The 15,111-nt window shown below is 72.6% G+C and carries 12 protein-coding genes and 3 tRNA genes; 9 read left to right on the top strand and 6 right to left on the bottom strand.

Going from position 1 to position 15,111, the window contains the following annotated elements:
- Positions 1-157: 157 nt before the first annotated feature.
- Complete coding sequence (locus ACFZA0_RS02445) at positions 158-1,612, bottom strand: FGGY family carbohydrate kinase (RefSeq protein ID WP_391009948.1); 1,455 nt, start codon at positions 1,610-1,612, stop codon at positions 158-160.
- An 89-nt stretch (positions 1,613-1,701) separates the two neighbouring features.
- Positions 1,702-2,007 (bottom strand): YtxH domain-containing protein, encoded by a 306-nt coding sequence (locus ACFZA0_RS02450; protein ID WP_391009951.1) that lies wholly within the window; start codon positions 2,005-2,007, stop codon positions 1,702-1,704.
- Between the two features lie 155 nt (positions 2,008-2,162).
- On the opposite strand from ACFZA0_RS02450, the gene ACFZA0_RS02455 reads away from it, so the two are divergent.
- The 4 genes from ACFZA0_RS02455 to ACFZA0_RS02470 all read left to right on the top strand — a co-directional run bounded on the left by ACFZA0_RS02455 (position 2,163) and on the right by ACFZA0_RS02470 (position 4,890).
- A tRNA-Asn gene (locus ACFZA0_RS02455) sits at positions 2,163-2,235 on the top strand.
- A gap of 5 nt (positions 2,236-2,240) precedes the next feature.
- Positions 2,241-2,313, top strand: a tRNA-Asn gene (locus tag ACFZA0_RS02460).
- Positions 2,314-2,478: 165 nt separating this feature from the next.
- Positions 2,479-2,552, top strand: a tRNA-Ile gene (locus ACFZA0_RS02465).
- A 310-nt stretch (positions 2,553-2,862) separates the two neighbouring features.
- Positions 2,863-4,890 carry a phosphocholine-specific phospholipase C gene (locus ACFZA0_RS02470; RefSeq protein WP_391009953.1) on the top strand — a complete coding sequence of 676 codons (2,028 nt, stop codon included), beginning with the start codon at positions 2,863-2,865 and terminating at the stop codon, positions 4,888-4,890.
- Positions 4,891-4,899: 9 nt separating this feature from the next.
- On the opposite strand, the gene ACFZA0_RS02475 is transcribed toward ACFZA0_RS02470, so the two are convergent.
- The gene (locus tag ACFZA0_RS02475; RefSeq protein WP_391009956.1) at positions 4,900-6,408 is read right to left on the bottom strand and encodes a cellulose binding domain-containing protein; all 1,509 of its coding nucleotides are present in this window, start codon (positions 6,406-6,408) and stop codon (positions 4,900-4,902) included.
- Positions 6,409-6,511: 103 nt separating this feature from the next.
- The gene (locus tag ACFZA0_RS02480; protein ID WP_391009959.1) at positions 6,512-8,377 is read right to left on the bottom strand and encodes a glycosyltransferase; all 1,866 of its coding nucleotides are present in this window, start codon (positions 8,375-8,377) and stop codon (positions 6,512-6,514) included.
- A gap of 542 nt (positions 8,378-8,919) precedes the next feature.
- On the opposite strand from ACFZA0_RS02480, the gene ACFZA0_RS02485 reads away from it, so the two are divergent.
- On the top strand, positions 8,920-9,792 hold the full coding sequence (locus tag ACFZA0_RS02485; RefSeq protein WP_391009962.1) for a SigB/SigF/SigG family RNA polymerase sigma factor: 873 nt from the start codon (positions 8,920-8,922) through the stop codon (positions 9,790-9,792).
- 136 nt (positions 9,793-9,928) lie between these two features.
- Here the strand turns inward: ACFZA0_RS02485 and ACFZA0_RS02490 are convergent, their stop codons facing one another.
- Together ACFZA0_RS02490 and ACFZA0_RS02495 are read right to left on the bottom strand one after the other, a co-directional pair.
- A complete protein-coding gene (locus ACFZA0_RS02490) occupies positions 9,929-10,282 on the bottom strand; it encodes a hypothetical protein (protein ID WP_391009965.1) in 354 nt (117 codons plus the stop codon).
- A 416-nt stretch (positions 10,283-10,698) separates the two neighbouring features.
- On the bottom strand, positions 10,699-11,112 hold the full coding sequence (locus ACFZA0_RS02495; protein WP_391009967.1) for an ATP-binding protein: 414 nt from the start codon (positions 11,110-11,112) through the stop codon (positions 10,699-10,701).
- Between the two features lie 214 nt (positions 11,113-11,326).
- Between ACFZA0_RS02495 and ACFZA0_RS02500 the strand changes: the two genes are divergently transcribed.
- From ACFZA0_RS02500 to ACFZA0_RS02515, 4 genes are all read left to right on the top strand, one after another.
- Positions 11,327-11,671 (top strand): STAS domain-containing protein, encoded by a 345-nt coding sequence (locus ACFZA0_RS02500; RefSeq protein ID WP_391009969.1) that lies wholly within the window; start codon positions 11,327-11,329, stop codon positions 11,669-11,671.
- Positions 11,672-12,306: 635 nt separating this feature from the next.
- Positions 12,307-13,632: a SpoIIE family protein phosphatase gene (locus ACFZA0_RS02505; protein ID WP_391009971.1), complete on the top strand. Its 1,326-nt coding sequence runs from the start codon at positions 12,307-12,309 to the stop codon at positions 13,630-13,632.
- A gap of 44 nt (positions 13,633-13,676) precedes the next feature.
- Positions 13,677-14,132 (top strand): anti-sigma factor antagonist, encoded by a 456-nt coding sequence (locus tag ACFZA0_RS02510; protein ID WP_391009974.1) that lies wholly within the window; start codon positions 13,677-13,679, stop codon positions 14,130-14,132.
- A gap of 115 nt (positions 14,133-14,247) precedes the next feature.
- Entirely contained in the window at positions 14,248-15,027 is a 780-nt protein-coding gene (locus ACFZA0_RS02515; protein WP_391009976.1) for an SDR family oxidoreductase, read from the top strand.
- Positions 15,028-15,111 lie beyond the last annotated feature (84 nt).

Genomic DNA, 15,111 nt, shown 5'->3' on the forward strand with positions numbered 1-15,111 from the left:
CACTCCACCGGTGTTACCTCAACCCATTAAGCCAACAGCAGACCAAGAACCGACCCGGCGTCAGCCTGCCGCCCCACGACCGCCGTCCGGGCCCCCCGGCACCCGACGGGCCCCGTTGCGCCGACCGTGGCAGGCGCCGCCCGCCCGCGCGGGGCCCTCAGCCCTGGAAGGCGCCCGGGTACGTCTGCTCCCGCACCGCCACGTACTGCTGCCGCACGGCCTGCCCCACCGCCAGCTCGTCGCCCGGGTCGAGCACCTGTGCGGCCGGCCCCTGCCAGGCGGGCGGGGTGCGCGGGTCGAGGGTGCCCCGGGAGACGCCGAGCGCCCACGCGGCCTGCCGCGCGGCCCCGGTCGCCGCGTAGTCCGCGGGCTGCGGCACCACGACCTGCGCCCCGAACAGCGCGGGCGCGCACGCCTGCACCGCGGGCAGCTCGGCGGCCGCGCCCAGCAGGAACACCCGCCGCACCTCGACCCCGCGCCCGCGCAGCACGTCCAGCGCGTCGGTGAGCCCGCACAGCATGCCCTCGAACGCCGCCCGCGCCAGGTGCTCGGGCCGCATCGACTCGCGCCGCAGCCCCGCGAGGGTGCCCGCGGTGTGCGGCAGGTTCGGCGTCCGCTCGCCCTCCAGGTACGGCAGCAGCACCAGCCCGTGGGCGCCCGGCGTCGACTTCATCGCCAGGTCGGACAGCCCCTCCAGGTCCCCGGTGCCCAGCAGTTCGGCGGTTCCGCGCAGGGTGCGCACGGCGTTCAGGGTGGTGACGACCGGCAGGTGCATGCCCGTCGCGTCCGCCAGCGAGGTGATCATCCCGCTCTGGTCGACGAGCGCCTCCCGGTGCACCGCCATCACGGAACCGGACGCGCCCAGCGACACCACGGCGTCACCGAGCCCGATGCCGAGCCCGAACGCCGCCGCCATCGTCTCGCCCGTGCCGGCCGAGATGAGCAGCCCCTCGGGGGTCGTGCCGGCCGCGTCGGAGGGGCCGATCACCTCGGGCAGCGCGGCCCGGTGGCCGAGCGCCATCTCGACCAGGTCGGGCCGGTAACCGCCGGTCGCCGCCGACCAGTAGCCCGTCCCGGAGGCGCCGCCGCGGTCGGTGGTCCGGCGCACGGGCCGGCCGAGCAGCTGCCACACGAGCCAGTCGTGGGCCTGCATGAGGAACGCGGTGCGCCGCGCGGCGTCGGACTCGTTCTTCGCGAGCCAGCGCAGCTTCGTCACCGGGTGCCCGGCCTGCGGCACGCTCCCCACGGCCTGCGCCCACGCCTCGCGCCCGCCCAGCGCGTCGATGAGATCGGCCGCCGCGACCTGCGCCCGGCGGTCGCCCCCGACCAGCGCCGGCCGCACGGTGGTGCCCTGCGCGTCCAGCGGGACCAGCGCGTTCTGCTGGGCGGAGACGCCGATGGCCTGCACACCCTCCAGCAGCCCGCCCCCGGCGGCCTCGCCGAGCGACAGCAGCCAGGCCTGCGGATCGATGTCGGCGGGACGGCCACCGCCCTCGGGGCCGTCGACCGGATGCGGCGCGTACCCCTGCCGCAGTACGGACCCCGTGTCCGCGTCGCAGACGACGATACGAGTGAAATCGGGCGAACTGTCCAGCCCAGCGACTATCCCCATGGTGAAAATTCTGCCGCACACACGGAGGTGACCGTGCCATCGCGGCACGGTCACCTCGTACGGATCTCCCTCACCAGGGGTTCCGGGCGTTACGGAGTACTGGTTCCCCAGTCGTCCTTGCCCGTCCCGCCCGCGCTGCGCTCGCGCAGCGAACGCACCCGCTGCGCCACCGAGTCGGGCATCCGGTCGCCGAGCTTCTCGCTCACCACGTGGTACGCCCGGCCGGCGACCTGGCGGCCCTGCTGGGTCGCGGTCTCGGCGGTGTTGCGCACCGCGGGGTTCTGCGCGACCCGGCGGGCCGACTTCTTCAACGTCTCGTAGCGCTCGCGCCCGGCCTTCGTGCCGAGCACGTAACCAAGAGCGAGGCCGACAACGAACGTGAGCCGGTATCGCATACGGCCACCCTTCCCTTGCGTAGGCATCCATGCCGAGGAGTGCGGAGACTGCCGATTGGCGGAGCACCCCCCTGCTTGCGCTAATGTATGTGTCGCAGCGAGCAAGCGCCCCCTGGCGGATACCCAGGTGGGTGCGTTCGATGCAAACGAGACGTTCCCCTGTAGCTCAATTGGCAGAGCAGCCGGCTGTTAACCGGCAGGTTACTGGTTCGAGTCCAGTCGGGGGAGCTCGGTCCCCTGTAGCTCAATTGGCAGAGCAGCCGGCTGTTAACCGGCAGGTTACTGGTTCGAGTCCAGTCGGGGGAGCAGTGGAACAAGGACCCTTCGGGGTCCTTTTTCATGCCCTGCGGAACCACCGCGTCCTGGGCCGAGTCCTCATGGTCATGCGAAGCCGACCATCCGAGGCAGGAGATCGTATGACCGGCTATGCTGCGGCAGACGGCGCGTACAAATGTGCGCGACGCGCCGTAAGGGGCGGTAGCTCAGCCGGTTAGAGCAGCGGACTCATAATCCGTCGGCCGTGGGTTCGAGTCCCACCCGCCCCACCGCGAACGGATTCCGGCCCTTGTGGGTCCGAACGGAGTTCGGTCCGCCTTCCCCGTCGACGGCCGCCCGGCACTTCGCCGGGCGGCCGTCGGGTTTTCCGCGGGACCGGGACGCGAGAGCCCCGGGCTGTTTCGCGGGCTTCCGGAGGCGTGTCGCATTCGCGCCGGTCGTTGTGCCCGCCGCGCTCTCCGGCCCGCCGCTGTTGTTCACCCCCGGGTCACCCCGGCGGACTTACGGTCGTGCCCGCCGCCCGGCACTCTGGTGGGTCGTGTGTGCCGTGCGGGCACCCCTGGGGCGAGGGTGGAGTGGATGACACCGATCAGCCGAAGAGGCTTCGTGGGACTGGGCGCGTCCGTGGCGGCGGGGGTCGCGGTGGGGGCCGGTACGGGGACCTCCGCGAGTGCCGCCGCGGCTGCGGCCACCGGCACCGTCAAGGACGTCAGGCACGTGGTGATCCTCATGCAGGAGAACCGCAGCTTCGACCACTACTTCGGGCGTCTCAAGGGCGTCCGCGGCTTCGACGACCGCAGTGGCATCACCCTGTCCGGCGGCTACTCGGTCTTCAACCAGCCCAACCTCCTGTCGCGCCAGTACCCGTGGAAGCTCAGCGCGACCGCGGCGGCCGGCGGGGTGGACAGCGAGACCCTCGCGCAGTGCAACGGTGACCTGCCGCACTCCTGGTCCTCCCAGCACGCCGCCTGGAACAAGGGCCGCCTCGACAACTGGGTGGCGGGCGTGGGCAGTGTCCGCTCGCTGGGCTACCTGGACCGCACCGACATCCCGCTGCACTACGCGCTCGCCGACAACTACACCGTCTGCGACGCCTACTTCTGCTCCACGCTCAGCGCCACCGGCCCCAACCGCACCTACCTGTGGAGCGGCAAGGTCGACAGCGCCAGCTACGACGGCGGCGACGAGTCCGGACTGACCTGGCAGACGTACGCCGAGTCCCTCCAGAACGCGGGCGTGAGCTGGAAGGTCTACCAGAACGCCGACGACAACTTCGGCGACAACGGCTGCGCCTACTTCAAGAACTTCACCTCCGCCGCCGCGGGCACCCCGCTGCACGACCGCGGCATGGCCTCGGTTCCCGCCGTCACCGGCTCCACCCCCGACGACATCGCCGCCGCCATCAGGGCCGACGTCGTCGCGGGCACCCTGCCGCAGGTCTCCTGGGTGGTCGCCAACCAGGCGTTCTCCGAGCACCCCTACGCCCCGCCCGGCGACGGCGCCCACTTCGTCGGCATGGTCTACCAGGCCCTCGCCGCCGACCCCGCCGTCCTCGACTCGACGGTGCTCTTCCTCAACTACGACGAGAACGACGGCTACTTCGACCACGTGCCGCCGCCCGCACCCCCGGCCGGCACCGCGGGGGAGTTCCTCAACGGGGTTCCGTACGGCTTCGGTTTCCGCGTCCCGATGATCGTCGTCTCGCCCTGGACGCGCGGTGGTTACGTCTCCTCCGAGGTCTTCGAGCACACCTCGGTGCTGCGCTTCCTGGAGACCTGGACCACCGCCCTCGGCAAGCCCGCGGCCTGCGCCAACATCAGCGACTGGCGCCGCAGGGTCAGCGGCGACCTCACCGGCGTCTTCGACTTCGCCCACCCGGTGAACGGCGCGGTGGCCCTGCCCGCGACGAGCGTCATCGGCATCAACACCTGTGCCCCGCTGCCCAATCCGGCGCCCACCACCAACGCCCCGCCCGTCCAGGAGACCGGCACCCGCCCGGCCCGCGCACTGCCCTACCAGCCCAACGGCTACCTGGACCACCTGGAGTTCGGCACCGGCGGCAAGATCCTCGCCTGGTTCACCATGGCCAACCAGGGCACCCCGGCGACCCGCGCAGCGCACTTCTCCATCCACCCCAACGCCTACCGGGACACCACTCCCTGGCAGTACACGGTGGACGCCCAGGGCGCCGCGAGCGACTACTTCAACATCGGTACGGGCTACGGTGCCGGGGCGTACGACATCTCCATGGCCGGTCCGAACCGGTTCCTGCGCCGCTTCCGGGGCGACGCCACGAAGGCGGGGAAGGCGGTCGAGGCGATTCCCCGCTTCGCCGTCGAACCGGGCACCGGGAGGACCGCCCTGTGGTTCACCCTGACCAACACCTCCACCGCCGCCGTGACGTTCACGATCACGTCGAACCACTACCGCACCGACGGCCCGTGGACCTACCGGGTGGCCGCGGGCGGTTCCGCCCAGGACTACTTCAACGCCGTTGCCTATCAAGGCGGTTGGTACGACTTCACCGTGACGGTGGACTCCGACGCGACCTGGTCGCGCCGGTTCACCGGTCACATCGAGACGGGCGCGGTCAGCGTCAGCGGGTGAACCGGCGCCTCAGGAAAGGGGCTTCACCGTGTCCACGTAGGTCTGGCCCTTCCCGTACAGGCTGTTGACCTGCTGGGTGACCTGGGCGGCGGACTGGGCCTCGCCGGACCTGTAGTAGAACCAGTTCACGTCCATGTCCCACGTGCGCTTTCCGGTGAACGGCAGGTCCACGAACCAGGTGTTGAAGTTCGCCGACATGCTCTCCCGGGGGTAGTACTTGCCCGAGCTGGTGAAGATCTTCTTGCCGTCCATGGAGTACGTCACCGTGCCGTGCGCGGCGGTGATGACGACGGTGTGCCAGCCGCCGAGGTCGATGAAGTTCTGCTGGGTGACCCGGTCGCCGGCGTCCGCGCTGTACCAGGTGGTGGTGTCCAGGCGCGGACCCGGCGAGCCCCAGCCGCCGTTGGGCTCGTACTCGTCGTCCAGTTCGCTGTACTTCTCCTGGTCCTTGGAGATCATGAAGAAGGCCTGGTTGATCTCGTCGCCGTTCTTCCCGCTCGTCGGGTCGTTGTGGAAGTTGATCCGGGCCGCGTAGGTGCCGGTGAAGAACTTCGACGAGTCGCTCTGCAACTCCGCCTGGGTCGTGCTGCGGGCCGTCCCGTCGGTGGTGGCGCGCAGTTGGAGCGCCTGGTCGCCCTTCGCGCCCTTCACCGGCGGGAAGGACACACCGGAGGCGGTCCAGGTGTTCTCGATGCCGGGGCCGCCCTTGCTCGTTCGGACGATCCAGCCGTTCTCCCGCAGCGCCGGGTCGTCCGGACCGCTGTAGTGGAAGGCGTCGAAGTAGGTGTCCGCGGGCGCGGTCGGCGGGGCCGCCGCCTGCGAAGGCGTGGGCGAGGAGGCGGAGTTGACGGCCGCCTCGGCGGAGGCGCCGGTCGGCTCGTCACCCCAGGACAGGGCGCCGTCGAGGTAGGCGGTCACCTTGCGGGAGACCTTGAACGTGCTGTCGCCCGCGTCGTACGAGTAGTAGCCGGACTCCGTCACCGGCCTGCCGTCGGTCCGGTACACCTGGACCTCCACCGCGCCGCCCTTGGCGCCCGCCGCCAGGCTGCCGGCCTTGGCGGTGAAGCCGACCTCCAGGTAGTGGTCCGCGGTGCCGGTCGGCGTCGGCATGGCCACGATCCGCTCGGTCACCGACGCGCAACCGGCGGGCGCCCGGACGCAGTTGAACGCGTAGTCGGCGCCCTCGTCCTCCTTGAACCAGTAGCGCATCGTCACGTCGGCGAGGGCGACCCGCTTGTCCGACACGTTGATCACTTCGAGCCAGGGCTGGCTCACCGACCTGCTCCCGGCGTCGCCCGCCTTGTACTGCACCGTCAGCGGCGGCTTGTCCTCGTGCGCCTTCTTCCACAGCGGGTACCCCACGGCACCCGCCCCGGCCAGCACGGCGAGCACCAGCACCACCTTGAGGAACGTCCGGACCGGGCTCCGCCGTTTCGGCGCCTGACGCGAGCGGGGGTTCTCCGGGCGCGACGTACGGGAAGGCCGGTGCTGCTGGGCGCCGTCACGGGCGTGACCCACGGTGTACCTCTCGGGGGGATGGGATGGCCGGGCCCGCGGCACGGCGGGGCGGGGCGGGGGAGGGGCCCGGGCCGGCGGCGGTGGGGGAGGGCGGCGGGTCAGCTCATTGGGGTGCCCACGCCTCGTGGCCGTGCGGGTGGGGCGGATTCTGCGCGGGCGCGTCGTCCCGGACGCCGTACGGTGCGGGGGGTGCGTACGGCGCCGGATTCCCGTACGGGTCATGGGTGTTGTGGCCGCCGTGGCCGGCGTACTCGCCGTGGCCGCCCTGCGCGCCGTACGGGTCCTGGGAGCCGTACGGCTGCTGCGTGCCGTACGCGCCGCCCTGCGCCCCGTACATGTCCTGCGCCCCGTAGGCGAACGGGGAGCCGTCGTAGGGGTGCTGCTCGGGGTGCTGCTCCTGGCCGGCCTGCTGCGGCATCGGGCGGCCGTACTGCTGGGCGGCCTGCGGCTGCGGCTGCCCCGAGTGGCCGGGGTACCCCGCGTACTCGTACTGGTTCTGCTGCCACTGCTGCGGCTGCTCGCCGTGGGCCGGGGGGTACGCGTGGCCGACGGGCACCGGCATCTCCCGGGGGTGGACGGGCCCGCCGGTCGGCTGGGCCGGGATCCGGGCCGTCGCGTGCGCCGGGGGCTGGGCCGGGACACCGGCCGCACCGGGCCGCGCGTACGCGTCGCCGCGGTCCTCGAACGACTCCGCGGGTGCCGTGCCGGTGACGCTCTCCGCCTCGCCGACCTCGACGGTGGACCGGGTGCCCCACTTGGTCTGCCGCAGCGTGGCCAGCGACCAGAGCCGCAGCGGCAGCAGCAGGCAGAGGTTCATCAGCGCGTACAGCGGGGCGGCGAGGAAGGTGAGGGTGCGGTCGAGCGGGCCGACGCCGGCCGCGCCGCGCAGGTAGTGGATCGAGCGGACCCACGCCATCACGCACATGTAGGCGAGGTAGGTCGCGAGGAGCTGCCAGCCGGTGGGGTGCAGCACGATGGCGAACAGCGACGCCAGCAGGGCGACGGTGAAGGCGACCCAGGTGACCAGCTCGATCAGGTTGAGCCACCAGTACATGCGCGAGACGCGGAACTTGCCCAGCAGCAGGAAGCCCTCACGGATGAACGACTTGCCCCAGCGGACCTGCTGGCGGATGTAGTGGTTCAGGCGCTCGGGGACGTCGGTGTAGCCGACCGAGGACGGCTGGATCAGCGACAGGCCCTCGGTGAGGCAGTAGTAGGTGAGCCGCCGGTCGTCGCCGAAGGTGGCGGGCAGGCCCAGGAAGCGCTGGTCGAGGAAGTCGTCCAGGTGCTTGCGCACCACCCAGCCCCGGTACATCGCCAGCGAGCCGCAGGCGCACAGCACCGAGCCCAGCCGCGAGTACGCGACGCGCTCGCCGAGGAAGGCGTTGACGTACCGCATGTCGATCAGCCGCGTCAGCAGGTTGACGCTGCGGTTGTGGGCGAGCACCAGGCCGGTGACGCACTGGACGCGGCGCTTGCTGAACGGCTCGGCCAGTTCGGCGACGGCGTGCTCGTCGAGCACGGTGTCCGAGTCGACGCACAGGTAGGCGTCCGCCTCGGGGGCCTCGCGGAAGCCGGCCGCCAGGCCGTGCCGCTTGCCCTGGTTGACGGCGAAGCGGATGAAGTCGAGCCGGATGCCCGCCTCCTCGAACTTCGGGCGCATCTCCTCGACGACCGCGTGCGCGGACTGGTCGCTGGAGCAGTCGTCGACGATGGTCAGCGACTGCGGCGTGAGCGTCTGGCCGAGGATCGACTCCAGGCAGCGCCGCAGCATCGCCGGGGCCTCGTTGTAGGTCGTCACCACACCGTGGATCACGTGCTGGTTCAGCGGCTTCTGGAAGATCATGTCCGGCTGCCGCCGCCGGCGTATCGACAGGAGCAGCTTGGTGCCGAGCAGGGCGCCGACGGCGAGGCCGTACCAGTGCGCGTGTTTCCCGAGGTGCGCGAGGGAGTCGAGGGAGAGGTGCATGGAAAGGCCGCCTCACTGGGCTCCGGCACCGTCGGCCTGAGCGCGTCCTGGCTGTTTCCCCGGCGGGTGCGTCCGGGTGCCGCCGATCGCTGACGGGTGGTCGGTTCGCTCGGCACGACGCGGACGCACGGACGCGCGGCATGCCGAGGGAGCCCAGCCGTGCGATCCTCCCGGGCCGGTGTTCCGGCCCGGACGGCTGTGACTCCTGTGTACGTTGTTGGTGCAGAAATCTTATGAACGGACAAATGGTTCTTGAGTGGATCATGTGTTCGTAACGTGCACACATGTCGTGGCCACCGTTACGGAGATGTGACGCATGTGTTCGCGTGAACCTGTGGTATTCGCGCCCGTCATGAGGAAGGTGCGCGGTGTTCGGCCCCGGGCCGTCCCAGGGTCGGGGCGCGTGCGGCGCGTGCTGCGACGGCCGCGGGCAACCGGCTTCGCGATTTCGGCTCTTCGACGCATGGAGCCGGAACGGCGGGGTACCCGCGTGTCGTTGGCCCGTTCGGGGCCGGCGTTGGCGGGATGGGGAGGGAAGCATCATGGCGACAGTGACTGCGGCCAAGACGGAGACGAAGATACCGGGGTCGGCCGCCAGGACCGGCCAGTCGGTCCTGCCGGAGATCGGTGACCCCTCCAAGGTCGCGCCGAGGGACGCGCGCGAGCTCTCGCGGCTGTTCTTCGACCAGCTGACCGTGCTGGAAGAGGGTTCGCCCGAGTACAGCTACGCCCGCAACACGCTGATCGAGATGAACATGTCCCTCGTCCGCTTCGCGGCCGGCCGCTTCCGCAGCCGCGGGCCGGAGGAGATGGAGGACATCGTCCAGGTCGGCATGATCGGACTGATCAAGGCGATCGACCGGTTCGAGCTGACCCGTGAGGTCGAGTTCACCTCGTTCGCCATCCCGTACATCGTGGGCGAGATCAAGCGCTTCTTCCGCGACACCAGCTGGGCCGTGCACGTGCCGCGCCGCCTTCAGGAGGCCCGGGTCCAACTGGCCCGCGCCACCGAGGAGTTGCGCAGCCGCCTCGGCCGCACGCCGACGGTCAAGGAACTGTCCGCGCTGATGAGCCTGTCCGAGGACGAGGTCGTCGAGGCCCGGATCGCCTCCAACGGCTACAACTCGGCCTCCCTGGACGCCGCGCTGAGCACCAGCGAGGACGGCGAGACCGCCCTCTCGGACTTCATCGGCGCCGACGACCAGGCCCTGGAGCTGGTCGAGGACTTCCACGCGCTCGCGCCGATGATCGCGGCCCTGGACGAGCGTGACCGCGAGATCCTGCACATGCGGTTCGTCGACGAACTCACCCAGGCCCAGATCGGCGAGCGTCTCGGCGTCTCCCAGATGCACGTCTCCCGGCTGCTCTCCCGCTGCCTCGCCCGGCTTCGCGAGGGCATGCTCACCACCAGCTGAGCAGGCGGTACCGCCTTCGGCTCCGGTCGGCCCGACCCCCCACGGATGCGGCCCGGTCCGTCCCTCGCGGGACGGACCGGGCCGCATCCGTCGCGCGGTCGCCGCACCTGCTTCCGCGGCGGGGCCGGGCGCCGGTTCACCACGGCGCCGGGCCCGGTGGCGGTGCGGGCCGGCGGCTGGTGTCGCCCCAGGTCCGGACGACCGAGTGGTCCGTGAACGCGTGCACGACGCGGTACGCCGGTGCCGCCCGCGGCCGGCGGAGCTGGGCGTTGACGTACAGCTCGGCCTCGTGCCGGTCGGTGCGCGGGGTCCCGCACAGCTGCCAGGAGATCCCGTTCCACAGCTCGGGGATCCAGCGCTCGTGCGGCTTCGGGTCGTGCTCCCGCAGCCCGAACCGTGACTGCACCCGCACGATCTTCGTGCCGTCCTCGTCCCGCGCACGGCGCTGGGTCTCCTGCGCGCGTCCGCCGCGCCGCCGGGCAGAGGTCACTGGCGTCCTCGTCCACCGGGCCGGTGGGGTGCTCGCGGCAGCGGGTGGTCTGCTGGGGGTTGCCGATCACCTCGTCGAGCTTCGCCATGGCCCGCTTCAGGTCGGTTCTCAGCTCGTTGAGCCGGGCGTCGTCGACGTTGCCGTCGAGGTTCTCCCCGTGATCCCCGAGGACGCGCAGCGCGCGGGTCAGGGCGACGAACTCGGCATGGTTCACGGGCGGTCCCTCCGGGCTGGACGGGCGGTCGGGCGGACGGCGGTCGGGCGGGGCGCGGTACGGGCGACGCGCGTGCCCCCGCGTCGCCCGTACTCAACGACGTTCCGTCGCGATCGACACGGCGACCGCACCGCCGCCTCCGGCCCGGCGCCGGGCGCCGCACGTCCCGCCCGGAACGCGGTCCGCGCCCGGCCCCGCGCGCCTAGCCCGGCGTGGGCACCGGCATCCGGACCTGGACGCGCTTGCCGTGCGCGGTCCGGGCGATGTCGAGGGCGCCGCAGATCGCGTGGACGATCTCCAGGCCGTGGCCGCTCGGGCGGTTCGGGTCCCGGTGCTGGACCGTGCCGCTCTCGGGCGAGGCGTCCCAGACGGTGATGTCGAGGCTGTCCGTGCCGTTGCCCCGGTAGGCGAGGTCGAGCCGGCAGGCACCGCCCGCGTAGCGGACGGCGTTGGTGACCAGCTCGCTGACGACGAGCTGTGCCCGGCCCACCGTGTCGTCCCGGGCCGCCGCGGGGCGGTCCGACCCCACGCGGTTCAGGAAACCCCGTACCGCGCGCCGGGCCGCCGCGATGCAGGGCGGGGTGCCGTCGTAGACCTCGCTCAGCCGCAGTTCCATCAGTAGCTCCGCTCCGGCGCACAGTCCTGGGATGCCCGCGTCCTGCCGCCCGGGACGCGGGAATCGTCCTTGCCCTCGTCACACGGGTACCCAGACATCCGGGTTCAAAGGTGCGGTCAAAGGTGCAGACCGGGCGGGAGGGCCGCGGTGTCTTTGCCGGACCGGGACGTAGCCGTGTTCCTGCGGGTGCCGCGGCTTCGGCATACTCGGGGGCATGTCGACAAAAGACAGTGCCGACCCGGAGCTTCCGGTGATCGCGCCCCGGGGCGACCTGGACGCGGAGACCGTGCCACCCCTGGCCGACGAACTGGAGAGTGCCGGGACCCTGCACCCCGGGCTGGTCCTGGACGCCGAGGGCATCGAGTTCGCCGACTCGTCGTTCCTCAACGTCCTGCTCACGTTCCACCGGCGCACCGACCTGCGGGTCGCCGCCCCCTCGCCCGCCGTCGCGCGGCTGCTGGCCATCACCGGCACCGACACGGTGCTGAGCGTCTACCCGAGCGTCCAGGCCGCGCAGGTGCCGCGGCCCCGCACGCCGGGGGAGGACCACACCGGCTGACCTGCCCGGCCGGGCGGCGGCCGCCGTCCGGGCCCGCTGTCTCCGTCCCCGGCGGCCGCCCCGGCCCGCCGCCGTCTCCGTCCCCGGCCGCCGCCCGTTCGGTCTTGCGGCCCGGCCCCGGGCACCTCGGGACCCGGGCTTTGGGCCTTCCGGCTTCCGGGCCTCTCGGCTTCCCGGCCCTGGGCGCCTCGGGACCCGGGCTTCCGAGCTTCGGGCCTGCGGGACTGCGGGTTCCGGGCCTGCGGGCTTCCGGTTCTCGCGGCCTTCGGCCTCCGGGCTTCGGGCCTCCGGTTCTCCGGGCGGGGCCCCCGGCCCCGGGCAGCCCGGGACCCATGACTCCCGGCCGCAGGCCCAACCCCCGCCCCCGGGGCCACGCGTCCGCCCGCCCCCCGGGGGTCACGCGTCCGCCTGCCCCCTGGCCACGCGCCCGCCCCGGCCGTCGTGCGCCGCCCGACGGCCCCTCGTCCGCCGTCCACGGGGACGGCCCGCCCCGGCTTGCCGGCTCTTCCCGGGGCGTCCCGGATCGATTCCTTTCCGACGGCTCCTCCGGCCCGTGCCGCCCCGATACGCTGGGCCCGGACCCCTCCCGCGCGAATACCGGGGGCCGGGGCGGACAACGGGACTTGGTGGAGAGCTTGACGGCAGTGCGATCGGCCGGGGGACTGCCCCGGCAGGTGTTCGACCCGGCGCGGCTGGCCGCGGTGCGGGCGACCGGGCTCCTGGACACCGGGCCGGAGGACGCGTTCGACGATCTGGCCGGGCTGGCCGCCGCGGTCACGGGATGCGGGCGGGCGTTCGTCACCCTCGTCGACGACCGGCGTTCGTTCTGGAAGTCCTGCGTCGGGGTCGACAGCCCCGCCACCAGCGGCACCGGCACCGGCGACCGGCAGATCCCGGTCGAGGACAGCTTCTGCCAGTACCTGATCGAACTCGACGGCGCGCCGTTCGTCGTCGACGACGCCCGGACCGACGGGCGCACCCGCGACCACCCCTCCGTCGTGACGATGAAGATCGGCGCGTGGGCCGGTTATCCCGTGCTCGGGCCGGGCGGCGAGGTGCTGGGCAGCATGTGCGTGATCGACGAGAACCTGCACGAGTGGCAGCCCTCCGAACTGGCCACCCTCGCCACCATGGCCCGCGCGGTCAGCAACGAGATCAACCTGCGCACCTCCCTGGCCACCGCCGAGGACGCCCTGGCCGTCTCCAGCGAGCTGGCCCGCAGCCTCCAGGACAGCCTGCTGCCGCCCGCGCTGCGCCCGGTGCCCGGTCTGGAGGCCGCCGCCTCCTACCTTCCGGCGGCGGGCGGCACCACGGTCGTGGGCGACTTCTACGACCTCTTCCACGCGCGCGGCCCCTGGTGGTGCACGGTGATGGGCGACGTCTGCGGCAAGGGCACCGAGGCCGCCAAGATCACCGCGCTGGCCCGCTACACGCTGCGCGCCGAGGCCACCCAGCACGTCTCGCCCGCCGAGGTGCTGCAACGACTCAACGCCGCCATGCTCGAACAGCGCGTCGGACAGGCCCGATTCCTCACCGCCGTCTACGCGACCTTCCGCCGGACGCCGGGCGGCGTCGCGGGACGGCTGTGCACGGCGGGGCACCCGCCCGCGCTGATCCGGCGGGCCGACGGGCGCGTGCAGCCGCTGGGCCGGCACGGCACCCTGCTCGGGATACTGCCCGACGTGCGCCTGGCCGACGTCCGGTTCCGGCTCGGCGCGGGCGACCTGCTGCTGCTCTACACCGACGGCGCCACCGAGGCCCGGCCGCCCGCCACGGTGCCCGGCGGCCACCGGCCGCAGTTCGGGGACAGGGCGCTGGCGGCGGCCCTCGCCGACTGCGCCGGACTCACGGCGGCGCAGACCGTGGAACGCCTCGGCGCGGTCCTGTCCGCGCACACCCGCGACTGGGCGAGCGACGACACCGCGCTGCTCGCGCTGAAGGTCCCCGAGCGCCCGTCCTGACCGCCCCGGCTCCGCCGGAGTAGCCGGGGTGGCATGCTGGGCCGATGAGCAGCACCGCCGCGGGCGACCGCGGCCTAGAGGTGGTCACCACCCGGCACCATGCTCCCCCCGCCTATGTCATCGCCCTGCGCGGTGACGCCGATCTCCAGGTCCACAAGGACATGGAGGAAGCGTTCGACCAGGTCCACGGCAGCAGACTGGACCTGGTGGTGGACCTCTCCGGACTCACTTTCGGCGACGAACTCCTCCTCGGTCTCCTCCTCACCGCCCGCACCGCGGACCCCACCGTCACCGTCACTCTCGTGGGACCCATCTGCGACAGCTTCCGCAGACGGCTCGACGTGACCGGCACCACCGACGTCTTCACCACGCATCCCACCCTCGCCACCGCCCTCGACGCGCTGGACGCCGCCGACGAACCCGCCGACCCCGAACCCGGCCCCGGCCCCGAACCCGGCTCCGAACCCGGCCCCGGAGCGACGGACGCGCGGGCGGACTGACCGCCACCGCCCCGGCCGCCCGCCGAGGCCGCGTCCGCGGGCCACGTCACGGGCCGCGAGCCGCAGGCCACGGGCCGCCGGACGACCGCCGTCGGCCGGGTCCTAGGCTGCGCTGATGACCTCGCAGAAGTACCTCGCCCAACTCTTCTCGCTCGACGGCACGACCGCGCTGGTGACCGGCGGCAGTTCCGGCATCGGACGGAGCATCGCCACCGCTCTCGCGCGGGCGGGTGCGAACGTCGTGATCATGGCCCGGGGCGAGACCGAACTCGCCAACACCGTCGACGCGTTGACGGCGGAAGGCTGCCGCGCCGCCTGGGTCGCCGCCGACCTCGGCACCCGTGCCGGTGTGCGTGACGCCGCGGAGCGGGCCGCGCGGGTCTTCGGCGAGCCGGACATCCTCGTCAACAGCGCGGGCGTCAACCTCCGTCCGCCGCTGGGCGAGCTGGACGACGAGGTGTGGGACGTCACGATGGCGCTGAACCTGGAGGCGCCCCACCTGCTCGGGCAGCGGTTCGGGCCCGGCATGGCCGAGCGCGGCTTCGGGCGGATCATCCACATCACCTCGCAGCAGGCCCACCGCGCGTTCGTCCAGAGCGGCGCGTACGGGGTGTCGAAGGGGGCGCTGGAGTCGCTGGCCCGCTCGCAGGCGGAGGCCTGGTCGCCGTACGGGGTCACCTGCAACACACTGGTCCCGGGCTTCGTGATGACCCCGCTCAACAAGCGGCTGTCGTCCGACCCGGAGAAGGTGGCGGCGCTGGCCACGCGCACGTTCGTCGGCCGCAACGGCCTGCCCGAGGACTTCGAGGCGGCGGCGGTGTTCCTGGCCGGCCGCGGCTCCGGGTACGTCACAGGGCAGTCGATCTTCGTCGACGGCGGTTTCTCGGTCCACTAGCGGTGCGTGCACGCCGTCGGCCGCGCCACCGGAACGACGCAGGCCCCGCGGGCGTGGGCGCGCGGGGCCTTGCGACGGGGACGT

It is taken from the genome of Streptomyces sp. NPDC008150, assembly GCF_042956945.1.
Classification (GTDB): domain Bacteria; phylum Actinomycetota; class Actinomycetes; order Streptomycetales; family Streptomycetaceae; genus Streptomyces.